Consider the following 21,992-nt stretch of genomic DNA (forward strand, 5'->3'; position numbering starts at 1 on the left):
TTTGTAGATTTTACAGCGAGGTTTAATGATGAATACACTCGAAGCTATTTTGACAAGGCGCAGTACTCGCAAGTTCCAGCAAAAACCGGTGGAACTTGAAAAGTTGCAGACCATCGTCGATGCGGGCCGTTTCGCGCCTACCGGCGGCAACTGCCAGAGCAATCAATTTTTCGTGATTAGCAATCCTGATGTACTTAAGAAGTTGGTGGAACTGGTGCAGTCCGCTTTTGCTGCCATGGAGCTCCGCGAAGATTTATACAAGAGCTTGCAGAATTCCATTCGCCTTTCGCAGAAGGGCTCGTACGTGTTCAACTACAATGCCCCTGCGCTAATCGTGGTGGCGAGCCAGAAGGAATACGGCAACAACATGGCCGATGTCGCTTGCGCCGTCGAAAATATGATGATTGCCGCCAACGAACTGGATCTCGGCAGCTGCTATATCAATCAGCTCAAGTGGCTCAACGAAGATCCGATGCTGCTTGAATATTTGCGTTCGCTCGGCCTCAAGGAAAGTGAACGCGTGTACGCCTCGGTGGCCCTTGGCTATGCCGATACCGAAAGCGGACTTCCGAACCGGAACCAATCACCCCGTACAGGGAACGAAGTCGTGTTCGTGTAAATTCTAAATAACGTAATTCTGTAAAATTACGTTTAATATCAAGGTAATATCCGGGTTTCGTGAGAATCCGGATTTTTTTTGATATATATTCATCTTGTCACTTCGAGTGATGAAGAGAAGAATGTTCCGTTCCGTTTACATTGTGCTAGGGCTGTTTGTGTTGTTGGCTGTCGTATCGGCCGACGCCTACACGATTAATTATAACCTGAACGGTGGCATTAATCATCCGGACAATCCCGAGAGTTATGATGAAGTGGCGGGGCGATTCAATCTGAAAGATCCTTCGCGCGAAGGATATTCTTTCTTGGGTTGGTATATTGAATTTTCCGAAGGGGTGGATGTTCCGCCCAACATGTACTATGGGGAATATCAAGATTACTCCATGTACGTCCTTGCGAATTATCTTGGGAATTTCAGCGTATATGCAAGGTGGGGGCTTGTTCCGAAAATGCCGCAGCAAGATGAGCGCGGCTGTTATCTGATTTATACCGCCGAAGAACTTTATGGCATTGCCACTGTTTCTATCGCAGATTCTACCGCATTCTCTAAAAAAGACGATTTCCGTTTTGAAGGTTGCATTTCGCTCCAGAACGATATCGTGGTGAACGAGAATCTTCTGGATTCCACCGGCAACTTGTCTAGGGAAGATTATGTATGGTGGGTTCCTTTAAAATTCAAGGGCGTTTTCGAAGGTAACGGTTACAAGATTTCCGGCCTGCGTGGCGGTGACGGTTTCTTTGTAACCCTCGGTGACGAAAATGACGTATGGGGAAAGAATGTTACAGTCGTAAGGAATTTGGGTATTACGGATTCCTATTTCTCGGGCAGTAATGCCGGGGAAATCGTCGGCAAGGTTGTGGGCCTTGTCCAGATGAAGAATGTCTATGCTGATGTATCTGTTCAAGGAACCCGCTCTGTAGGCGGTAACGTCCCTGCCGATAGCGTCCAGTTTGAAATCCACTATGTATTGAACGGTGGCGAGAATAGCGAACTGAATCCGTCGAATTATATGAAAGGCGACTCTGCCATTGTGCTGGCGGCGCCTCAAAAAGAAAACGACGAATTTGAGGGTTGGTATCTGGATGAGGACTTCACGCAAAGAATCGATACCATAAAGACGGAACATTATGGTGATTGGACTCTCTACGCAAAATGGAAGAGCTTCTTTGTTGTCGATGTCGAAATGAACGGCGGCCAGTTCTATAACGGAGTTAATTTCTACAAGCCCCATGTAGTCAAGTGGTCGGCGGATTCCGCGGCCTACGTTTTGGGCAAGGCTTACTGGTCCGGCTTTGAATTTGCGGGCTGGTATGCAGATTCGCTGCTGGAACAGGAGATTACGGAAATCCCTGCTGGCAATACGGAAGATCTTATGGTATATGCCAAGTGGAATACCACGGAATATACGATTACTTACCATTTGAATGGCGGCGAAAACAATCTTGAAAATATGACGGCCTTCAATGCTGCTGCCGTGGGTTTTGAATTTAAGGAGCCTGTGCGTGCAGGTGCAAAATTCAACCGCTGGACATTGGATAGGCTCGGCTATTATTCTGTGCTCCAGCTGGCCGAGAAAAAAAGTTATGAACTGTTTGCAGAATGGACCCCGGCTCCCCAAAAGCCGGAACAGAATTCTGTGGGCTGCTATCTGTTGAAAACTAAAGAAGAATTGTACTGGTTCGCTGGCCTTGTCAACGGCACTCTGGACAGTATCGCTCGCGATGCGAAGGCCTGCGCCTCCCTCGAAGCCGACATTGTCATTAACGAAAATGTATTGAAAGATTCTGTGCTGGATCTTGATGATTCTACGACCTATTTCGTTTGGGATGCCATTTGGGATTACGAAGGTTCTTTCTCGGGAAACGGGCATTCCATTACAGGATTGCTTGCTAGCAGTAGTTGCGGCGAGGAGCATGTCCTTGCGGGAATGTTCTGCAATGTGAGCAATTACAAGAATGTGGTGAACGTCAGGGTGAACAAGTCGTATGTCCAGGAATTTGGCTACATCGACAACTTCCTTATTGCTGGCGGCACTATGCTTGCCCAGTCTGGTGCCCTCAGGGGTGAATGGCGCGCTGTTGTAGGTGGAAAGAGCGTTAGCTTGTTCGGGCTGGCTCCAGGCAAAATGATTTTTGTCTATGACCTTCAGGGGCGCCTGCTTCGCCGTGAAAGAGCGGAATCGACCATGTTGATGGACTTTATGGAGGCGGGACGCTTCCTGATTCGCTACGGAAACGAAACTCGTGCTGTCACGATTCGTTGATTTTTCTATCTTTGGTCCTATGATGAATTTTAAGAAAATGGAAGACGGCTTCCGGATGATTCTGGAAGGTATGGGCGAAAACCCGAACCGCGAAGGTCTCATCGATACGCCCAAGCGTGTCGCCAAGATGTACGCCGAACTCATGACGGGCCTTTCGGGCGAAACCCGCGCCGAAGATATCCTCAAGACTCGCTTTCACGAGAAGTACGATGAAATGATCATCGTGCCGGATATCGAATTTGCTAGCATGTGCGAACACCATTTTCTGCCTTTTACCGGTAAGGCTCACGTGGCCTACATTCCGGGCGATTGCGTTGTCGGTCTTTCCAAGATTCCCCGCGTGGTGGAATTCTATGCGCGCTTCCCGCAGATCCAGGAACGCATGACCCGCCAGATTGCGGAACTGATTCAGAAGGAATTGAACCCGAAGGGTGTTGCCGTGGTTTTGGAAGCATCCCACATGTGCATGACCATGCGCGGCGTCAAGAAACCGGGTGCTACCATGGTGACTACACAGCTTTTGGGCCGATTCAAGACGGACGAAAAGACTCGTGCAGAATTCATGTCCAGGATTTACGCCCCTAGGTAAGTAGATTCTTTTTTTTACCAGAAAGCGTGTTATTTTTTTCTAATTGTTTTCCCCGATTCAATCGGGGGAATCTTTTTTTTATGGGAAATAAATGAAAAATTGGGATTGTGCTTGTGTAAGAATAAGCGTGTCCATAGTGGATAAATTTTGAACAAAGTAATTTACTGAAATTGGCGTTTTTAGCTCAAATTATGGATTTTTTGTCCATAACGTTTGGACTTTTTATCCATGGAAACTCCGCTCCAACAAGGTTTTTCGCCTTTTTAACGAGGTATCTTTATTACCGGTGTTGGTAAAATAAGGAGTCAAAATGAAATCAATCAACTTTAAGAATTTGGCGAAGGGTCTCGTTGTCGTAAGCGCCGCCCTTGCTCTCGCAAATTGCGGAGATGCTACCGATAAGGTGAATTCTGCGATTTCCGATGCTCAGGACCAGTATCTGACTGATCAGGGCCAAGGCACGGCAAATCCGGCCCAGGATCCCGCTACAGATCCTGCCCAGCAGGGAACAGAGCCTTCCCTGTCTCAGGATCCGGCTGACCCCGCTGCCGACCCGGGCCAGAATGTAACTGATCCGACAACCGATCCTGCCCAACAGGGAACTGAACTGGGACAGCAAACTGATCCGGGTACCGATCCGGTGATTGATCCGACTGATTCTGAATCTAGCAGCAGCTCTGAAGTGACTGGCCCGAATAATCCCGCTCAGTCCAGTTCTAGCGAAGCTGTAATACCGGCAAGTTCTTCTAGCGAAGAGCAGAAGGCTGAATCCTCTTCCAGTGAAGCCAAGGCTGAGGGCGGCATTTTCCTTGCCGAAGGTACCGACGAAAACAAGGACCAGATGGAAATTACGTACATCGAGAATATCGAGCCTTGTATTTGGGACGGTCAAAACAACAGGAACCTCTGTAAGATTCTCGCCTACCCGAAGCGCCTTTCTTCTGATAAGAAGCATGCTGTCGTGATGTGGGGCCCCGGTGGCGGTTCCGATCCCAAGGATTATGGTGGAATAATCAAGCGTTTGGCTTCCCATGGTTTTGTCGTGGTTGCCATTCCCCAGTCTCCGGGTGATGCTACTCAGGGCAAGCCTGCCCTTGACTGGCTCGAAAGCAAGAATAACGACCCGAGCGATCCGTTGTACAACAAGCTCGACATGACCAAGGTGGGCTGCTCCGGCCATTCCATGGGCGGTCTCGAATCCGAACAGATGGTGATCAAGGACAACCGTGTGATTACGGCTATGCTCAACAACAGCGGTGACCTTGGACATACGGCAATGAGTCAGGTTTCTCCGAATAAGACTATCGGCGTTGTCTACGGTGAAGGCGGCATGGAACGCCCGAACGCCGAAGCAGATTACAATAATCAGGGTGTCAGGGCTCCCGCATGCCTCCTCAAGATGACGGGTGGCCAGGGCACAGAATGCCAGATGGGCGAATGCGGCTGGGGCCATGGTTCTGGTCCTTGGGGCGGCATGGCTGCTACGGTGGCATGGATGCGTTGGCACCTCGGTGGCGAAGATTTCCGCAAGGCTGATTTTGTAGGTTCTACTGGCAAGTACATTGACGGCGCCATCATTGGCCAGCCGGGCAAGTGGAAAGGCCAGTGCAAGAACTTCTAAGATACTCCACACTCACTCCTTACACCCCGTCCGAATGGGCGGGGTGTTTTTTAATGACGGAGTCATTTCAAAACACTGTGCCTCAGTCATGTGCAAGCAAGCTTGCCCGCGACTCTCGGCTTGGGTGTTTTTTTTGAATATTGGCTTCGGTTATGCCGCATAACGGAGACAATTCATTTTTCTCGAAGATTCAGCATACATTTTTCTTATGGGTTTGTCCGGTGGACAAAACAAAGCTATCTTAATACAGTAAACGGAGTTTAGTTCCATGAACGCAGCAATTTTGACGAATGAGTTCCCGCCGGAAATTTATGGCGGCGCAGGTATCCATGTTAAGTTCCTTACCCAGGAATTGGCAAAGCTTTGTCATGTGGAAGCACGTTGCTTTGGCGTGCAAGACGAAGACAAGGACAATATTCGCGCTTTGGGTTTTTCCCGCAAGTTGGGATTGAATCCCCATGACGACCGATTCCAGAAAATTTTCAAGCCGCTGGATATCAACCTCCAGTGGGCTGCTGCGCTCGACAACATTGATGTAATTCATTGTCATACGTGGTATAGCCATTTTGGCGGCGTTCTCGCTAGCCGTCTTTTGCAGTGTCCGTTGATTCTCACGACTCACTCGTTGGAACCGCACCGTCCGTGGAAGGCTGAACAGCTGGGTGACGGCGGCTACGCCATGAGCTGCTGGATTGAACGCACCGCCTACGAGGCTGCCGACGGCGTGATCGCCGTGAGCGAGGGCATGAAGCGCGACGTGATGAAGCTTTATGGTGTCCCCGAAGACCGCGTGAAGGTGATTTACAACGGTATCGATCCGGATTTCTACGCACCGACTTTTGATGAAAGTATTCTCACCAAGTGGGGTGTTGACCCGAAGCGTCCGTATGTGCTGTTCGTGGGCCGCATTACGCGTCAGAAGGGCATCAGCCAGCTGATCCAGGCGATTCCGCAGATCGACAAGGGCGCCCAAGTGGTGCTTTGCGCCGGCGCTCCCGATACCATTGAACTTGCCGATGAATGCAAGGCCTTGATTGAAGATGTGCAGAAGACTCGTGACGGCGTGGTTTGGATTCAAGAAGCCGTGCCGCATGAAGAACTCCGCGTGCTTTACAGCCATGCCACTGTGTTTGCAACGCCTTCGCTCTACGAACCTTTCGGTATCATTAACCTCGAAGCCATGAGCTGCGGCACTCCGGTGGTGGGTTCCGCGGTTGGCGGCATTCCCGAAATTATCGTGGACGGCGAAACCGGATTCCTGGTGCCGTTGAAGGCTAAGTCCGAAACGGACTTCGAACCGGCCGACCCGAAGGCATTCCAGACCGACTTCGCTAACAAGCTTAACAAGGTTCTCGAAAATCCGGAACTGGCAAAGAAGATGGGTGAAGTCAGCCGCAAGCGCGCCATTGACGTGTTCAGCTGGAAGGCTATCGCCAAGCAGACCTACGACTTCTACCAGGAATGCATTGAACGCTACAAGCGCGAAGGCAAGAGATAAAAAAAGGAAACCGTTTGGTTTCCTTCAATTCTTGTGATAAATTAAAGATTCTTGAACCTCCCTTTGGGGAGGTTTTCTTTTACCTTGCAGAAGAAATTTTCTCAGTGATTGCGTTTGTCGTCAGCAATTCCGGCAATACAATTTGCTTGGATGCATCGCCGGCAGGGTAGATGGCGTAAGCGGGAACGCCTGACTTGCCCATGCTCTTGAGGAGTGCATTCACTTCGGGAGTTTCGCGAGTCCAGTCGGCTTTTACCAGAGCGACGCCGAGGCTATCCATGGCGCGGCGGAATTCGTCGCGGTTGAGCACGGCGGCTTCATTCGTCTTGCAAGTGAGGCACCAGTCGGCAGTAGCGTCAATGAATACTGTGCGCTTGGCCTTTGCAAATTCTTTGATGAGTGTGGGACTGTAACGGTACCAGCCGTCGGCAGTGATTTGCTCTTGCATGCGGGCGTTAAAATGTTCCGTAGCGGCGTTTTCGTATTGCGGGGCGATGGCTGCAAACCAGACGACTGCAATGACAACGATGCTTCCGCCGAGGGTTGCGATTTCGCGACCGAAGGCGACTCCCGGCGGCGCGAATTTGCCGACGACGAAGCTTCCGGCGATGCTTACGGTCACGATGACGGCGAACAGCCCGACGCCTGCCATTCCGGCCTGTTCATTCACGATCCACAAAAGCCATGCCACGGTAGCGAGCAAGAGTACGCCCATGACCTTCTGGAGTTTTACCATCCAGGCGCCCGGCTTGGGGAATACCTTGAGCACGCTCGGGAAGGCGCTCACCAGCATGTAGGGCAGCGCTAGGCCGATGCCTGCCGCGGTAAAGAACAGGAATAGCACTGGGGTGCTTGCGGTAAAGGCGAATCCCATGGCGGTGCCGAGGAAGGGGGCGGAGCAGGGCGTACTTAAAAGCACCAACAAAGCACCGGTAAAGAAGGCGCCTGCAAAGCCTGCCTTATGACCGGCTTCATCCATCTTGGTGGTGGCGCTCCACGGGAGCCAAATTTCAAAGACACCGAAGAAGCTCATGGCGAAGGCGGTCAGGATAACTGCCATGAAGGCGATGAAGCCTGCACTCTGGAATTGCATGCCCCAGCCCGCGGACCCGCCGCCGGCCTTGACGGCGGCGACGACGGCGGCCAAAATCCAGAAACTGCACAAGATGCCCGCCGTCGTGGCTCCTCCCAAAGCGAGGAGCCGTCCGCGACTTTCTCCTGCCTGCTTAATCAAGCTGAATAGCTTGAGCGAAAGCACCGGCAGCACGCAGGGCATCAAGTTCAGAATCATTCCGCCGAGGAAGGCGAAAAAGAGGAGCGCGATAATCCCCGCTGACGCGGCGCTGTTTTCCGCAGCGCTTGCGGCGTTTGCATTTAAGTTTTCGTTGTCTGCCGTACTTGTGGCTACTTCAGTTTCAGAATCGTTTTTTTTTGCGCTCCCGATGACCGAAGCGTTTTTTGCCGAAGCGGAATTCTCCTTGAGTGAAATTGTCTTGCTTGCAGGAGCAAGGCAAATCGAGTTGTCGCAGGCCTGGTAATGGAAGGTCGCCTCGGTTCCAAGGCTATCGTACTTGTTGGCAATACCCTTCACCGGAATTTCAATCTTGAATTCTCCGCGGAAGGTCAAAATTTCAAGTTCAAGGGCTTCGTTGTATTCCTTGATAGGCTGGGGCCACACCACATCACCGAATTCAATTCCTTCGGCCTTCACCACGATTGAAGAGGGCTTCAAGAATTCGTCGGTAACTTCGTTGGCATTCACGTGCCACTTTTCGGGAATGGTTACCCATACAGTAAGCTTTCCGCCGTCTTTCAATGCGCCCGCGCTATATTGCATCTGCATTTCCGGGGGCGGCATGGAGTTCATATTGAACTCTTGCGCGTTGACAGATTGTGGATAAACTACTAAAAATAGAGCCAGACTAAAAAAAACTGTTGATAGCTGCAAACAACTGTTTGCAAAATTTCCCAAAATCCGTTTTTTCGCTTTTATTTTCATAAATTTTATCGCAACTGAAAGTTCGCTGTCAAAGTTCCTGTTTGTAATATGTCAAAATCAAGAATTTTAACAGAAGAACCTCCCGAATGGGTTGAAAAAGTGTGGCGCAAGAATGCCTCACAAATTTACAAACTCTGCCAGACCCAGAGTAGCGATGACGACGGAGCAAAAGACCTTTTTCAAGAGGTTGCACTCCGTTTATGCCGGTCTGCAAGCTCTTTGGACATGAGCAAGCCTATATATCCGTGGTTACGGGCAGTAGTCCATAATACCTATTTCGATATGAATCGAAGGTTACTGCCTGTGATTCCCCTTTCGCAGTTGTCAGATGCCAATGTGCCCTACGACATGAACGGTAAAAGAAATATTGCCCAGGAATTGCAGGAACAGCGCAAGAGCCTCTTTGTCCGCCAGGAATTGGATTACCTGATGAAAGACCTTACGGCTGCCGAGCGCATGGCCGTGGAATTCCACTGCATTGGCGAAATTCGCGCTGCCGAGGCCTGTCTTTATTGCGGTGTCAACCGGGGTACTTTTTTGAGCCGTAAAAAGGTCGCCTTGAAAAAGATGCGAAAAAAGAAGGAAGTCTATATGTCAAAGTTTAAAAAAAATGAAAGTTCCTGCTTGAAATTGGACGATTTGCTAACGCGGGCCAGTGAATTTTCGTAATTTTAGGAGGTGAAGTTTAAATCTCTTGTTTTATGCTTGCTGCTTTTGGCAGTATTCGTTGGCGCAACCGATCAATGGGGCGCGTTTTCGGACCCGTTCCCTATTCGAGATGTGGCTCCTTGGGGCGACAATGGCATTGTTCTTGCGACAGACGGGGGTATTCGTTATCGCTCTCCCACCGAAGACAATGTGTTCCATTCTGAACATGGGCTAGAAACGTCCAGGTTCTTTGCTGTGGTTTCTTCGGATGCGGGACTTTATGCCATTTCGGAATACGGCCTTATTGCATCTTTTGTGGGCAGCGGTCAGAAATCCTGGAATGTTTTGAACCGTTCCTATGTAAAGAACAATATTCGCGTGGTACCTCGTGGCACGGTCATTAACGAAAAAATTCTGACGATCGTCTTTGAAGACCGCTTGGCTTTTTTTGACCTGTCGCAGAATCGTTCCGTGTTGACGATTGATCGTATCGGTTCCAAGTCTCTGTTGATTTCGCCTATTCGTGAACTTTTGGTGCATGGGGATTCCCTCTATGTCAGAATGGATAATGCTGTCTATGTTCGCAAAATGGATTGGAAGGGGCTTCCTGCAGACAAACGCTTGAGCGATCCCAATTCCTGGGCCCAGGTCCCGAACGATGTGGCGGTAGATGGTTTCGAGAAGCCCGTTTCAAAGGTGGTGGTAGGATCCACTACCTTGACGGACCCTGTATTGTATCATGACGACGGAACCAGCAAGGTCAAGTGGCAAGTTAAGACTAAAGATGGTGTTTATTTGGTGGGGTCAGAGTATATTTTCTTTTGCAGGAATGGTGAAAAGAAGGTTAGCGACTTTACAAAGACCCCAGGCGATACTCCCGGAGAGGTTTATGAATTGCGTGCAATCCCTCTCGGAGGTGTTTTTGCGGCCACTGTCGATGGTAAGCTGAGTTACGGCAATCTTGGCGGGTGGGGTGTATCCCAGTATGCTTATGGTACAATTGCAAGTGGCGGTAGCGGTTATTCGTCAAGAATCAAAGCTTTGTCCTATTTGCCCGATGGTCACCTGTTTTTCCATGTTTGGGGCTTTGCCTATTTGATGTATTCAGGATGGGGTGCAAACGTTGATTACACTTTTGCGGTTTCAGACGGTCACTGCTTTGAAAACTATATAGAAAACTATGTCATCTCTGTTGCGACAATTGCCGCTCCCGACAATTCCGGTTTCCTGACGTCTACGGGTAGCAACAATGGTTATGGAGTGATTTACTTTACCAAGGACGGTGAAGTCCATTGTGCCAATCGGATCGGTGAAAATCCGGTGCCCGGCGTCATGTATTCCAGAATTGATGGAAACGATTGGCTTGTATATGTGGCTAGCAGAATCGGTACGGCTCTTGCGCACGAAGGTGGGCTTGATGTCATAAGGTTCCCCTCGCCGAAGTCCAATGGCGGCGAACTTTCCAACGGTGTCCTGAAAACATATCGTGGAATTAGTCCGGCTCCCATCGATATGGTGTATGATTCCGTGGGCCAGAGGTTGTGGCTTGTTTCCATGTCGAGCCTTGCCTATTTGGACGAAGAATCAGACACGCTTCTGACCCCGTCTTCTACAAATGGTTTGCTTGGAACTGAATTCACGTCTATCGATGTCGATGTTCATGGAAACTTGTGGGTGGGCACGACCAACCAGGGCGTATTCCGCTTGACTCCCAGGAAGGGTTCCCCGGATACCTTGACCGTAAAGCGCTTTACCACAAAAGACGGCTTGCTAGACAACAATGTTTCCGATGTGGCCATTGATCCGGTGCTTGGTGTGGCATGGTTTGCTCACGAAAAAGGAGTGAGTTACTATCGCCGCAATGACCTCAAGGATGCCCGTGACAATATGACGGATTCTGCCAAGGTGGATGTACGTGCGTACCCGATTCCGTTTAGGCCGAAGGTCCATGCCTTGTTCACGATAGATGGCATTGCAGAGAATTCGGTGGTGAGTATTTTCAACCGGGGCGGAGCTCTCATTAGATCTTTCAGCAACCAGGATGTCCTGGGTGGAAAGATTGAATGGGATGGCTATGAAAAATCCGGTAAGCTTGTGGCCCCTGGCGTCTACTACTATGTTGTCAAGAGTGGCTCCAAGGTCAAGAAGGGCAAGTTCATCATTATCCATTAATGTATTGAGGTTTTAAATGAATCGTGCTGTGACGCTTTTGTTTTTGGGCATCGCTGTAGCATTCATTGGTTGTGCCGGTGAACGCCAGGGCTTTGTGTGCGAAGAAATGGAATATCGCTTGAATACCATGACCTATTCCCCGGACCAGCGAGCCTACGCCGAGGAAGAATTGCGCGTGTGCCGTGAGCAGGAAGCACAAAAGAAAGCGGAAGGCGCTGCGGCCCGCAAGAGCATTTATGACCGTTATATGACATCTAATGGGGATTCCAAGAAGGAGCCCGCGGCTGCGGATTCTACCAGCAAGGACGTTTCTGTTTCGGAGGCGCTAAAAGATTCTTCTGGTGTCGAGACGACCAGCATTTATGACCGCTACAAGGCTGTTGAACCTGCGGCTGAAAATACGGCTGCCGAAGTTCCGGTAGACACCTCCGCTGCAGATGCGGAAAGTTTCCAGTAAGGCGGTCTCTGTAGATGGCAAAAATTCAGACGCTTTCGGGTGAATGGTTCGAACCGGATTTGCCGGGACGCCTCCTCAAAATTGCAGGCGATATCCGCGAAGCGGGCGGTCGCGCCTTTTTGGTGGGCGGTTGGGTACGCGACGCCCTTTTAGGAAAGTCCTGTCGCGACTACGACGTGGAAGTCTACGACATGGCCCAAGACGCCCTTGTGCCCATACTCTCCAAGTACGGCCGCACCAACTTGGTGGGCAAGGCATTCGGCGTCATTCATTTGGCCATGAAGGGCCTTTCCTTGGATTTCTCGTTTCCCCGTACCGAAAGTAAGGTGGGCTATGGCCATCGCGGATTCGTGGTGCATACCGACGAGAAGTTGAGTTTTAAAGAAGCGGCCCTTCGCCGTGACTTTACCATCAATGCCATGGGCATGGAGCTGCCGGAACTCACGCTTTGCGACCCCTATGGCGGAATCGATGATTTGAAAACCCATACTCTGCGTCATGTGGGTCCGGCGTTCGCTGAAGACTCCCTGCGTATTTTGCGCGGGGTACAGTTTGCTAGCCGTTTCGGTTGCACGCTGGCACCTTCTACGGTGGAGCTTTGCCGCACCCTTTCGTTGGACGATCTTTCCGTAGAACGCCTGTTCGAAGAATTCAAGAAGTGGCTCCTGAAGCCGGGTAAGCCTTCGCTGGGCCTTAAGGCGTTTTTAGATATCAAGTTGGACGAATATTTCCCTGAAATCAAACCTTTCAAGAATTCATGGGAAACCCTTGGTGCAATTCTCGACAACATGGTCCCCTTGCGGGACGGTTCCGGCCTTTCCGAAGCTCAGGCCATGGAATTCGCCTTTGCCGCCCTTCTTTGCGGAAGTGCGGAAACTTCGCTCAAGTTTCTGGAAAGAATCACCAACGAAACCCATTTGCTCAAGGTGGTCCCGCTATTGCTGAAAGTCTACCAGGAACTTGATACGGCCATCGTGAATAATGCCCCTGCGCTCCGTCGCCTTGCCGTAAAACTCGGCGGATTAAAGCTTCTGTGTCTGCTAGTGAAGTGCACACCCAGTGAATTCTATGCCGGTTCCGCAGAAGGTGAAAACTTCGCCGAAAAGTTGTGGAGCGCAGCCAGTGAACTGGATTTGATGGAGGCCGCCCCGCAGCCTTACCTGATGGGTAAAATGCTTATGGATATGGGCGTAAAGCCGGGTAAGCAGATGGGCGAAATCATCAAGCAGAGTTTCGAGCTACAGCTTGATGGCAAAATCAACAACACTGAAGAAGCAATCGCCTGGGCGAAATCGCGCCTGTCGTAATTACTTCCAGCGGAACATTCCTGTAATCCCTGCGGGCACCGCAAACACGATCATCGGGACTTGAATGATTTCGGTGGGTAAGAATGCAAGCATCTTGCGCTTGGCATGCAGCTTCCAGGATGCGATCATCAGGAATACGAAGTCCACTAGAATCTTGGGCAGAATGCTGAAAACGCACCACTGCCACGGACAATCCAGAAAGAGCACGCACCAGGGGCTGATGAACATCCAGATGTAGTAGGTGTAAATCAGCGTGAGCATCAGGATGTACGCCTTGCTCTCGTAGTTGGTGCCGTTGCTGCTCCAGCGGGCGCGCTGGTTGAAGAGTTGCTTCCAAGTGTGTACCGGGGCGGTTTCTATTACGGCATCCTTGTCCAGGTTGTAACAGACGTTGGTACCGGGAATCTTCATCATCTTGTGGATGAGCATGTCGTCATCGCCGCTGGAAAGGTTCACCAGGTCGCCAAAGCCGCCCACTGCAAAGAACAGGTCTTTCTTGTAGGCCAGGCAGGCTGCACTTGCCACAATGGGGTGACCCCAGCTGAATCCGGCTGCTTCCATAGCTGTATAGCCCAGGGTTTCCAGTTTCTGGTAAAGATGGGGGAGCGTACGGCTGCCGTTGTTCTGCTTGGGGCCCTGTACAATGCAAATGCCGTCGGTGAATCGGCCGGCCATGGCCGTAATCCAGCTCTTGCGTGGAATGCAGTCAGCGTCCATGGTTAAAAGCACGTCGTATTTTGCAATCTTGAAGGCGCTTTCCAGGGCGCGTTTCTTGGGGCTTGCAATTTGGGGCAAGTCCGGCGAAAGGGCGAGAACCTTGAATTTCGGATGGGTGGTTGCGAATTTTTCAAGAATTTCGCGGGTAGAATCGGTGGAACGGTCGTCTACGCAAATTACTTCCCATTCGCCAGCGTAATCCTGTTCGGCAAGGGCTTCCAGGGTGCGTTGCGCGAATTCTTCTTCGTTTCGCATGGGGACTACCACCGTAACGCTGGGCGTGGCTTTGGGGCCCCTGTATCGGTGTGTGCGAATGACCCCTATTATGAAGAATAGGAACAACAGCACGTATAGTGCGGTAAGGCATGCAATGATAATACCACCCATGTCTGGAAATTTAGAAAAAACTATCTTTGGGCCATGATTCATCCTTCCGCATTTGTTCACCCGCAAGCTAAAGTCCACGAAACGGCCGTTATTGGCCCCTGGTGCTTAGTCGATTCTGGTGCTGAAATTGCCGAAGGAGTTGTTTTGGAATCCAGGGTGCACGTTTATGGTGGCGTTTCTATCGGTAAAAACACCCATGTTTACGATGGAGCTATTCTCGGGGGTCCTCCCCAAGATTTGAAGTATGCGGGCGAGCCCACCCGTCTTGAAATTGGCGAAAATTGCACAATTCGCGAATATTGTACGCTCAATCGGGGAACGGTGCAAGGGGGTGGTTGCACCCGTATTGCAGACAAAGTGTTGGTGATGGCCTACTCCCACATTGCCCATGATTGCGATATTCAAAAGGGTGTTGTCATTGCAAACAGCTGCCAGTTGGGTGGTCATGTGCGCATCGGCGAATACGCGACCATCGGGGGCGTGACCGCCATTCAGCAGCGAAACCAGGTGGGCGCCTACGCCTTTGTGGGCGGTACCCACAAGGTGGACCGCGACGTTCCCCCATGCACCAAGGCATCGGGAAACCCCATCCGCTATGGAGCCTTGAACTTGCATGCCCTGCGCCTGCATCCTGAAGATTTCCCTGAAGAACGCATCCAGGCCCTTTCTCGTGCCTACCGCGAACTTTACCGTAGTGGCCGCCCCGTGGCCGAAGTTATCGAAGAACTGAAAAATGGGCCGGAAACATTGTTCCGTTCCTTCTTCGACGAGCATTGGGGTGGATCCCTTGTGCGCCCGTGAATTGTAAACTTTTGAAAAAGTATGCCCCGGAAACCGGGGTGATTTATATCACGGGGAACACTTTGAAAACGGAAAATAGGTTGCTGTTTACAGTAAGAAACAGAGTTTTTACAAAAAAAGGCTTTTAATTGAAAAATAAGTGATTATTTTTACTGAGAAAATTTTTTAATGAGGTTTTTATGTCGATAGCAAAAAAATTGACCGGGATTCTTTTGACTGCATCCCTGTGCTCATTTGCGGGACCAGTAAGCCATTTTGGCAAGCTCGTTTCTTGCGGGGCCAATATTTGTGGTGAAAAGACGGGTACAAGTACTCCTATTCAGCTCAAGGGACCTAGCCTTTTCTGGTCTACGGGTGATCCGGCCGTTTTGTTCGACCCCATTACAGTTGAATGGTTTGCTCTCAACTTCAATATTGGCGTTATCCGTGCCCCGATGGCCATTAAGTACTATGGCGAAAACAAGGAGCCGATTTCTCAGTCTGATGGCAACCAGGGTGTGACCAGTTATGGCTACCTTTCTACGGGTTCTGAATACAAGGGTTTGACCAAGGCCCTGATCAAGAAAATTGTAGATGCTGCTATCGAAAACGATATTTACGTGATTGTGGACTGGCATTCCCATAACGCCCATTCCGAAACCTCCGAAGCGGCCAATTTCTTCAAGGAAATGGCCTCGGAATACAAGGATGTCCCGAACCTGATTTGGGAAATCTATAACGAACCTGTCAGTGCTTCTGCTAGTGATATTAATAATTATGCAAAGACCGTGGCTGGCGCTATCCGTGGCACAGGCAATGAGAACTTGATCGTTGTCGGTACGAATTTTTACTCGTCCAAGCCCAGTGAACAGGAAGCACAGGGCTTGCATAACACTTATAAGAATATCGCCTATACCCTGCATTTTTACGCTGGAGAGGGGGCTCACAGCAGTTACAAGAGTAACAAGGCTACCAGTACGCCGACTTTCGTCACGGAATGGGGCGCTACCGGTGCTAATGGCGATGGCGGCGTGAGCAGTGCTTCTGATTGGCGTTCTTGGATGGACCAGAACAAGATTAGCGGCTGTATGTGGTTTGCCGGTCCGGATAAGCAGTCTTCTGCCATGTTCCCCGAAGGCACCAATACGACGAACTTGGATGCTGCCAAGTCCAAATTCTCGGGAACCAACTCGACCGCAGGCGTTTTCGCTGAATACATGAGCACCAACAAGTGGACCTCTTTTGTTCCTTCTTCTCATCCGATGGGTAATTCTATTACCACGAGCCTCGATGAAGGTTCCTCCAAGACCTTCTCCTCGGAACTGGGAATCAGCGGTGCTATTTCTGAAGTTACGTCCAATTCTGGTACGGTGACCAAGACCGATAATTCCATTACCTTCCAGAGCGCTGAATATGGCTCTCCCGAAAAGGTTGTTATTAATTATAGTGTTAAGAAGGGTGATGTCACTGTCAAGGAACGTATCGTGGTCAAGATGACCAAGCGTAAGCCGATTCTTAAAGATACGACTATTGCGGTAAGTTACAAGAACCCGACTAAGTTTACCTTGGCTAAGCTGGGTGCTTCTAACCCGGAATCTAGAGAGGCAAAGTCCATTTCTGTGACAGACGCTAAGGTTTCTGCCGGTACTGTCACGAGTAAGGAAGATTCCCTTACCTTTACTCCTGCCGGTCAGGGTGAAGTTACTTTGACCTATACCGTCAAGAATGTAAATGGTACGGCGACCGCTACGATAAAGCTTCTTTGCCAGAATATGGCTCCGAACATCTATGCCAAGGCGAATATGGGCAACAAGCCCAATACGAATCCTATCGATATTTCCCTTACGACGATGCGTGCAAGCGATGCTGATGGCGATGTTGTCAAGTTCAGAACAGGCTATTTGGCCCCCGACTATCCGGGTAAATTGGAACTGAGCAGTGACAGCACGACATTGACATATACCCCTGATGGCGCTCATACGGGTAGTGTCACTGTTTTGTGCGTTTTGACCGATGGCATTGCCGATTCCAAGATTGGTATTGCGGTGTTTAACTTGACGGGTAGTGGATCTCCGATTTCTGTGACTGCCCCGACGACTATTCCCGGCTATACTCCGCCTGTTGCTATCAAGCAGCTTGCTGCTCCGGCTATCAGCTCTAGCTTGAAGGTTGGCCGCGAAAATGTGACCTTGGGCCTTGTCAAGTCTGGCCGTGTCGTTGTGGACATCTATAGCGTCAAGGGTCTCCGTGTCAAGACTGTCCTTGACCAGAATCTCTCGGCTGGTGTGCATACTGTCGGCTTCGATGCTTCGACCATTCCGGCTGGCACCTACATCGTGCGTATGCGCCAGGGCTCTACCGTCAAATCCCAGTGGTTCGTGAACCGCTAATTGGTCCTTAAAGACTTTTCTGCGAAGGCTCCCCCTCGGGGAGCCTTATTTTGTTATAGGTAAACAACGATGATGGGAAACTCCCAAAGGACGTCATTGCGAGGCGCGAAGCGACGAAGCAATCCACAACGAAAAAAAACACCCCGGCGATAGCCTGGGTGCGTGTAAATAGGAGATTTTCTTTTACTTGAGTAGGGCGTTGAGGGTTTCGGTGTCAGACCACGTTTTGGTGACGTCCTTGTCGTAGATTTCGTAGCCGCCCACATTGGTGAATCCCCAGTAGTTCCAGCTGATTCCGCGTTCCTTGGCCAGTTTCACAAAATTCGTTACCCATTTGACTCTTGAAGGAATCCCGCCACATTCTGTAGCTCCGAATTCCCCGATGTTGATAGGGATTCCCGGATAGTACTCGTTCGCTAGCTTGACCATTTCGTCGAACTCTTTCTCCATGGTCTCTTTTTCCGCCTTTGTTCCTTCCCATGTCGTTATTGTGGCGGGGCAGTTGTAATTTTCTCCCTGCAAGGCGTAGTTGGTGGGACGGTAGTAATGCGGGGTAAAGATGATGTTGCCGTCGGCGGGGAGCTTCAGGGTGCGGATTCCCGTGTAGACGTTGTAGTCGTTACAGCCGAACATGACGGTTCTATCTGGACTCGTAGCACGGATAATGGGGAATACTTGTGCGATCATCTGGTTGTGGAGATCGGCAGAGACGCCTCCTCTCGGCTCGTTAAACAGCTCAAAGACGAGCTTTTCACTTGAAACGTCTGCAAAGTAGTTGGCGATTTGTGTCCAGATGGCGTCAATGCGGGCGAGGTGCTTTTCGGCATTTTCCAGGTTCGGCTTCTGGTTCTTGACTTCGGCATCGGGATTGGCGACATCTGTCAGGAATGACTGGTGGTGGTGCATGTTGATGATGGCGACAAGGCCTGCCGCGTTAATCCAGCCGACCACTTCCTTGACGCGAGCCAGATAGGTGGCGGAGATGGTGTAGGGTTCGCCTAGGAGCGTTTCGTCGTCCCAGCGGACGGGGAGGCGGATAGAATTGAATCCAGCTGCGGCTATAGTCTGAACTTGTTCGAGTTCTACGGGACCGGCGCCCCAGCAGGCTTCACAGGTGGCGTCGAAGGTGTTTCCCATGTTGATGCCCTTGCCGATGCGTGCGTTCATCAACTTTCCCTTGGTATAGTCGATGGCTACGGCTGGTGTCGATGATCCCGACGATGTAGGGGCGGCTTCCTCGGCCGAGGAATTCGTCGTGGGGGTGGTAATGTTGCCTTCGCTATCGGAACCGCCGCAGGCGTTCAGCGAGAACGCGAGCGCGACAAGTAAAATAAAAGGTGTCTTTTTGATATTCATGCCCCTAATCTAGATTTATTTTTACCAAGGAGAATTGCTGTTTTTCTTTTTTCGGGTTTACGTGTGTAAACGATTATTGGGCGGTAAGATACGATGATATTGCTTTAAAAATCTATACTTACCTTTGCTAAAAGTGCGGAATCATAGCATATTAAGCGAATTTAACATTCTTTCGTCAAAAAAAAAGTTAAATTTCCGCATGATTGGAGATTTTCTATGCGAATACCATCTTTTGCTATCGCTGCAGTCTTGGCATCTGTGTCCATTGCTTCGGCTAGTTTTAGTGATTATCGTGACCGTGACGTGTTGCGTTTTACCCCCAAGGAACCTAAGCCGTTCCAGCAGAATAAGGACGTTGCCTCGATTGTGATGCGCGAAGGCATTCCTCGCGGTGGTGGATACACCTACCAGTACCCCCGTGAAAACCCCGAACCCTTTATGACCGACGCCGCCGGCGCCATGGAAGGCGATCTGGCAATGCAGGTCGAACTTATTGCTAGCGACTACTCCGGTGTGGCTATCTGTATTGCGGGTTCTGTGGACTTGACCCCGTATTTCGAAGACGGTGCCCTGGAATTCTGGATTAAGGGGGCCGAAGGTGGTGAAAACGCTTTGTTCGTGTTGTTGGATGACGGTGTCAAGAGCAACGGCGAATCCCTCCAGGTGAAGCTTCGTTCCAAGAGCTTTGGTGATATCACCAAGGAATGGAAACACTTCAGCATCCCCCTCAAGACATTCGGTGAAACCGGTGTGTACTGGGATGCCAAGAACACCCGTGAAGTCATGCTTCCCTTCAGCTGGGCAAACTTCAAGGGTTTCCGTATCGAAGTCCGTAAAGACGAAAATACTGCATTTAAGGTTTGGCTCGATGATATCGTCATCAAGAAGACTAAGCCTGAATACATGGGTCCGGCAAACTATCCGTTCCGTAATGAGTTTTAATGAGGATGTTCATGCATAAAAGAATAAGCTACTTAGCTTTGGGCTTGTTGACTGCAGCTTCATGGGCTGTTGAAACCCCCGAAGAACAACTGGAACGTGTGGACGCCCGCATGGACTCCCTGGCTGAATATGCCGCATCTACCGTTGTCGGTAAAGATGACCGTCCGGTTGCCATCTCGGGTGACCTGACCATGCGTCTCAAGCATTTTGATTATTACGAATCGTCCGATTTGCAGATGAGCGACCAGCAACGCACGATTGTTCAGTCTGCATTGAATGTGGGTATCGTTGTTTCTCCGTCTTCTTTCTTGACGGTGTTCTCCAACTTGTACTTGCCCTTCGACTTCTCCGGTTATTTCCAGAATTCGAATGCAACACAGCCCAACTCTGGTGAATTCAACCACGCTGAACGCGTCCCGTTTGGTCACTGGACAGACTACTATGGTATTGCGACCAATGAAAATATGCTAGCCGGTATTGATGTCCGTGCAGGCGGTTTCGGTGCTACCTTCCAGGCCGGTGGCGTTATCTGGGCCAACAGTAGCCCTCTCACCATGTGGGAACGTGAAACCATGGCCCGTTTCGCTTCGCAGTACGAAACCTTCGAAGACGAAAAGGTCGTGAGTACCTACTATAAAGAAAAGAACTTCCACCCTGTTAAGGAAGGTGGCCGTGCTTTCTGGACGAACCGCTCCTTCGGTGGCCTGTTCCTGGATGTCCACACGCTTCCGTATAACATGAAGGCTCAGTTCATGCTGTCCCAGCCCATGGATGCCGACATTGCTACCCGTGACGGTACTAGAATGTTGGGCGGTCAGCCGGGTGAACTGGAAATGGTCGGTACTTATGACTTTGACGGTATGGTTTATCATGGCCGTGTTGCTAAGGAAAAAATCGAGGTGGCCGGCGCCGACATGACGGTTGGTGCAAACTACTTGGGCGTGACCTTTGAAAACACTGCCATCTACGAACCTGAATATACATTCAAGGATGCCGACGGAAATCCTTACATTGTTGACAACCATGTGGCTTCTATCGACATCAAGGGTAACTTGACTCCCAAGTTCTATTTGATGATGGATCTCGCCTTGAGTTGGGATGACTCTACGAGGTTCAAGCCGATTGAAAGCGAAGAAATTTACGCCAAGAACGAAAAGGAATTCTATTCCAGCAGCAATTCCACTCCGGCTTTCGGCTTGTATATCAAGGCTCAGGACAAGCACTGGGAACCCATTACTCTTGAAGCTGTCTACTTAACTCCGGATTTCTATTCACCCTTTGGCATGACGGATCCGTCTCGCTATCGTACTTGGCGCCAGGATAAGTTCTATGTGGGTGCCGGTACCTTCCGTTACGGTCCGAACATGGTTGGTGCCAACATCAAGGTGGAACCGCAGATTGAACTGGGTCGCTTTGACGTGCAGTACGGTATCCATCGCCAGCTTGAAAAGGGCGATGACATGATTGATTTCAAGTATAACTTGAATGGTCGCGCCATGTGGGAATCTTCCAATTCCTGGACCAAGTTCAAGACTCTCTTCACGGCTGACTCCGGTAACGGTAGCGACAAGGCTCGTAATGTGGCCCGTGTGGGTGCCAAGTCTACGGACAAGCTCAACAACCGTGAAGGTGGTCTCCGTGGTGGTACCTGGGAATTGTGGGAAGGCTTTGTCCCGTACAACAGCGCCGAAGAGGCTGCTGCAGAAGATGCTCCCCAGCATGCCAAGTGGAACGTCAGCCTGGTTCTTGATGCCGGTTACGAAGTGGGTCACTTCTTTGGAATCCAGCGCAATATCATGATGTCTGTCTACACGGCCCTGTCCGGTGTGTCGACCACCTTCTCTCCGCTTGCCTATAGCCCGAACCAGAAGGATATGCTTGCCTGGGATTGGTTCGTCCAGTCTGAACCGGCCGTGGCCATTACTTCTACCATTCATGGCTTGCTGATTTTGGGTCTCGAAAAGATTTGCGCTCCTAACGCTTATGTGATTCGCACTATTAATGCTAGCTTGCCGGTTTCGGGCTCGGCCTATCCGGCTGCATATAAGAAGGGTGCCTTCATTTATGAAGAGGCTCCGATTGATATCACCCAGACAGCTCTTGGTTTCGGCCTCGATTGGGACTTCACTCCCCGTGCAGGTCTGCACTTCCGCTACAAGTGGATGACCAGTTCCGACGAATTCCTTCCGGAAAACGACTGGAAAGGCCATTACTTCGCTGTTGAAACAAAGATGTGGTTCTAGTAGA

The 21,992-nt window shown here is 50.4% G+C and carries 16 protein-coding genes and 1 pseudogene; 14 read left to right on the plus strand and 3 right to left on the minus strand.

The genetic code is table 11. The features are described from left to right. Positions 1–28 precede the first annotated feature (28 nt). The 5 genes from ACJMNB_RS00115 (at position 29) to glgA (ending at position 6,590) form a co-directional block, all read left to right on the plus strand. Complete coding sequence (locus tag ACJMNB_RS00115; RefSeq protein ID WP_405338553.1) at positions 29–619, plus strand: nitroreductase family protein; 591 nt, start codon at positions 29–31, stop codon at positions 617–619. Between the two features lie 121 nt (positions 620–740). Next, positions 741–2,882: an InlB B-repeat-containing protein gene (locus ACJMNB_RS00120; protein WP_405337541.1), complete on the plus strand. Its 2,142-nt coding sequence runs from the start codon at positions 741–743 to the stop codon at positions 2,880–2,882. 19 nt (positions 2,883–2,901) lie between these two features. Beyond that, positions 2,902–3,471, plus strand: a complete 570-nt coding sequence (gene folE, locus ACJMNB_RS00125; protein ID WP_405337544.1) for a GTP cyclohydrolase I FolE — start codon at positions 2,902–2,904, stop codon at positions 3,469–3,471. Between the two features lie 310 nt (positions 3,472–3,781). Further along, positions 3,782–5,092 carry an alpha/beta hydrolase gene (locus ACJMNB_RS00130; RefSeq protein ID WP_405337547.1) on the plus strand — a complete coding sequence of 437 codons (1,311 nt, stop codon included), beginning with the start codon at positions 3,782–3,784 and terminating at the stop codon, positions 5,090–5,092. A 268-nt stretch (positions 5,093–5,360) separates the two neighbouring features. Continuing rightward, positions 5,361–6,590: a glycogen synthase gene (glgA, locus tag ACJMNB_RS00135; protein ID WP_405337550.1), complete on the plus strand. Its 1,230-nt coding sequence runs from the start codon at positions 5,361–5,363 to the stop codon at positions 6,588–6,590. 79 nt (positions 6,591–6,669) lie between these two features. Here glgA and ACJMNB_RS00140 read toward each other — a convergent pair whose 3' ends face one another. Then, positions 6,670–8,457, minus strand: coding sequence for a thioredoxin family protein (locus ACJMNB_RS00140; RefSeq protein WP_405337553.1), 1,788 nt, complete (start codon positions 8,455–8,457; stop codon positions 6,670–6,672). Positions 8,458–8,637: 180 nt separating this feature from the next. Between ACJMNB_RS00140 and ACJMNB_RS00145 the strand changes: the two are divergent. From ACJMNB_RS00145 to ACJMNB_RS00165, 5 genes and pseudogenes are all read left to right on the plus strand, one after another. Continuing rightward, positions 8,638–8,871 (plus strand): annotated as a pseudogene (locus ACJMNB_RS00145) (RNA polymerase sigma factor); the annotation flags it as partial. Then, on the plus strand, positions 8,872–9,258 hold the full coding sequence (locus tag ACJMNB_RS00150) for a hypothetical protein (RefSeq protein ID WP_405338561.1): 387 nt from the start codon (positions 8,872–8,874) through the stop codon (positions 9,256–9,258). A gap of 9 nt (positions 9,259–9,267) precedes the next feature. Beyond that, positions 9,268–11,409, plus strand: coding sequence for a gliding motility-associated C-terminal domain-containing protein (locus ACJMNB_RS00155; RefSeq protein WP_405337556.1), 2,142 nt, complete (start codon positions 9,268–9,270; stop codon positions 11,407–11,409). Positions 11,410–11,425: 16 nt separating this feature from the next. Next, positions 11,426–11,866: a hypothetical protein gene (locus ACJMNB_RS00160; protein WP_405337559.1), complete on the plus strand. Its 441-nt coding sequence runs from the start codon at positions 11,426–11,428 to the stop codon at positions 11,864–11,866. 14 nt (positions 11,867–11,880) lie between these two features. After that, entirely contained in the window at positions 11,881–13,173 is a 1,293-nt protein-coding gene (locus ACJMNB_RS00165) for a CCA tRNA nucleotidyltransferase (protein ID WP_405337562.1), read from the plus strand. On the opposite strand, the gene ACJMNB_RS00170 is transcribed toward ACJMNB_RS00165, so the two are convergent. Next, positions 13,174–14,277: a glycosyltransferase gene (locus ACJMNB_RS00170; protein WP_405337565.1), complete on the minus strand. Its 1,104-nt coding sequence runs from the start codon at positions 14,275–14,277 to the stop codon at positions 13,174–13,176. Between the two features lie 33 nt (positions 14,278–14,310). Here ACJMNB_RS00170 and lpxA point away from each other — a divergent pair, with 33 nt between their 5' ends. Both lpxA and ACJMNB_RS00180 read left to right on the plus strand, forming a co-directional pair. Then, positions 14,311–15,078, plus strand: a complete 768-nt coding sequence (lpxA, locus tag ACJMNB_RS00175; RefSeq protein WP_405337568.1) for an acyl-ACP--UDP-N-acetylglucosamine O-acyltransferase — start codon at positions 14,311–14,313, stop codon at positions 15,076–15,078. Positions 15,079–15,257: 179 nt separating this feature from the next. Continuing rightward, the gene (locus ACJMNB_RS00180; RefSeq protein ID WP_405337571.1) at positions 15,258–17,447 is read left to right on the plus strand and encodes a glycoside hydrolase family 5 protein; all 2,190 of its coding nucleotides are present in this window, start codon (positions 15,258–15,260) and stop codon (positions 17,445–17,447) included. Between the two features lie 183 nt (positions 17,448–17,630). Here ACJMNB_RS00180 and ACJMNB_RS00185 read toward each other — a convergent pair whose 3' ends face one another. After that, on the minus strand, positions 17,631–18,803 hold the full coding sequence (locus tag ACJMNB_RS00185) for a glycoside hydrolase family 5 protein (RefSeq protein WP_405337574.1): 1,173 nt from the start codon (positions 18,801–18,803) through the stop codon (positions 17,631–17,633). 216 nt (positions 18,804–19,019) lie between these two features. On the opposite strand from ACJMNB_RS00185, the gene ACJMNB_RS00190 reads away from it, so the two are divergent. Together ACJMNB_RS00190 and ACJMNB_RS00195 are read left to right on the plus strand one after the other, a co-directional pair. Further along, on the plus strand, positions 19,020–19,745 hold the full coding sequence (locus ACJMNB_RS00190; RefSeq protein WP_405337577.1) for a sugar-binding protein: 726 nt from the start codon (positions 19,020–19,022) through the stop codon (positions 19,743–19,745). An 11-nt stretch (positions 19,746–19,756) separates the two neighbouring features. After that, a complete protein-coding gene (locus ACJMNB_RS00195) occupies positions 19,757–21,988 on the plus strand; it encodes a hypothetical protein (protein WP_405337580.1) in 2,232 nt (743 codons plus the stop codon). Positions 21,989–21,992 lie beyond the last annotated feature (4 nt).

It is taken from the genome of Fibrobacter sp. (assembly GCF_045131395.1).
Lineage (GTDB): Bacteria > Fibrobacterota > Fibrobacteria > Fibrobacterales > Fibrobacteraceae > Fibrobacter.

Excerpts from the sequence above, each read along its gene's own strand:
- ACJMNB_RS00140 (WP_405337553.1), bottom strand. The coding sequence starts at position 8,457 with ATGAACTCCATGCCGCCCCCGGAAATGCAGATGCAATATAGCGCGGGC.
- ACJMNB_RS00190 (WP_405337577.1), top strand. The coding sequence starts at position 19,020 with ATGCGAATACCATCTTTTGCTATCGCTGCAGTCTTGGCATCTGTGTCC.
- ACJMNB_RS00150 (WP_405338561.1), top strand. The coding sequence starts at position 8,872 with ATGAATCGAAGGTTACTGCCTGTGATTCCCCTTTCGCAGTTGTCAGAT.
- ACJMNB_RS00195 (WP_405337580.1), top strand. The coding sequence starts at position 19,757 with ATGCATAAAAGAATAAGCTACTTAGCTTTGGGCTTGTTGACTGCAGCT.
- ACJMNB_RS00120 (WP_405337541.1), top strand. The coding sequence starts at position 741 with ATGTTCCGTTCCGTTTACATTGTGCTAGGGCTGTTTGTGTTGTTGGCT.
- ACJMNB_RS00160 (WP_405337559.1), top strand. The coding sequence starts at position 11,426 with ATGAATCGTGCTGTGACGCTTTTGTTTTTGGGCATCGCTGTAGCATTC.
- ACJMNB_RS00130 (WP_405337547.1), top strand. The coding sequence starts at position 3,782 with ATGAAATCAATCAACTTTAAGAATTTGGCGAAGGGTCTCGTTGTCGTA.
- lpxA (WP_405337568.1), top strand. The coding sequence starts at position 14,311 with ATGATTCATCCTTCCGCATTTGTTCACCCGCAAGCTAAAGTCCACGAA.
- ACJMNB_RS00165 (WP_405337562.1), top strand. The coding sequence starts at position 11,881 with ATGGCAAAAATTCAGACGCTTTCGGGTGAATGGTTCGAACCGGATTTG.
- ACJMNB_RS00185 (WP_405337574.1), bottom strand. The coding sequence starts at position 18,803 with ATGAATATCAAAAAGACACCTTTTATTTTACTTGTCGCGCTCGCGTTC.
- folE (WP_405337544.1), top strand. The coding sequence starts at position 2,902 with ATGATGAATTTTAAGAAAATGGAAGACGGCTTCCGGATGATTCTGGAA.
- ACJMNB_RS00115 (WP_405338553.1), top strand. The coding sequence starts at position 29 with ATGAATACACTCGAAGCTATTTTGACAAGGCGCAGTACTCGCAAGTTC.
- glgA (WP_405337550.1), top strand. The coding sequence starts at position 5,361 with ATGAACGCAGCAATTTTGACGAATGAGTTCCCGCCGGAAATTTATGGC.
- ACJMNB_RS00180 (WP_405337571.1), top strand. The coding sequence starts at position 15,258 with ATGTCGATAGCAAAAAAATTGACCGGGATTCTTTTGACTGCATCCCTG.
- ACJMNB_RS00170 (WP_405337565.1), bottom strand. The coding sequence starts at position 14,277 with ATGGGTGGTATTATCATTGCATGCCTTACCGCACTATACGTGCTGTTG.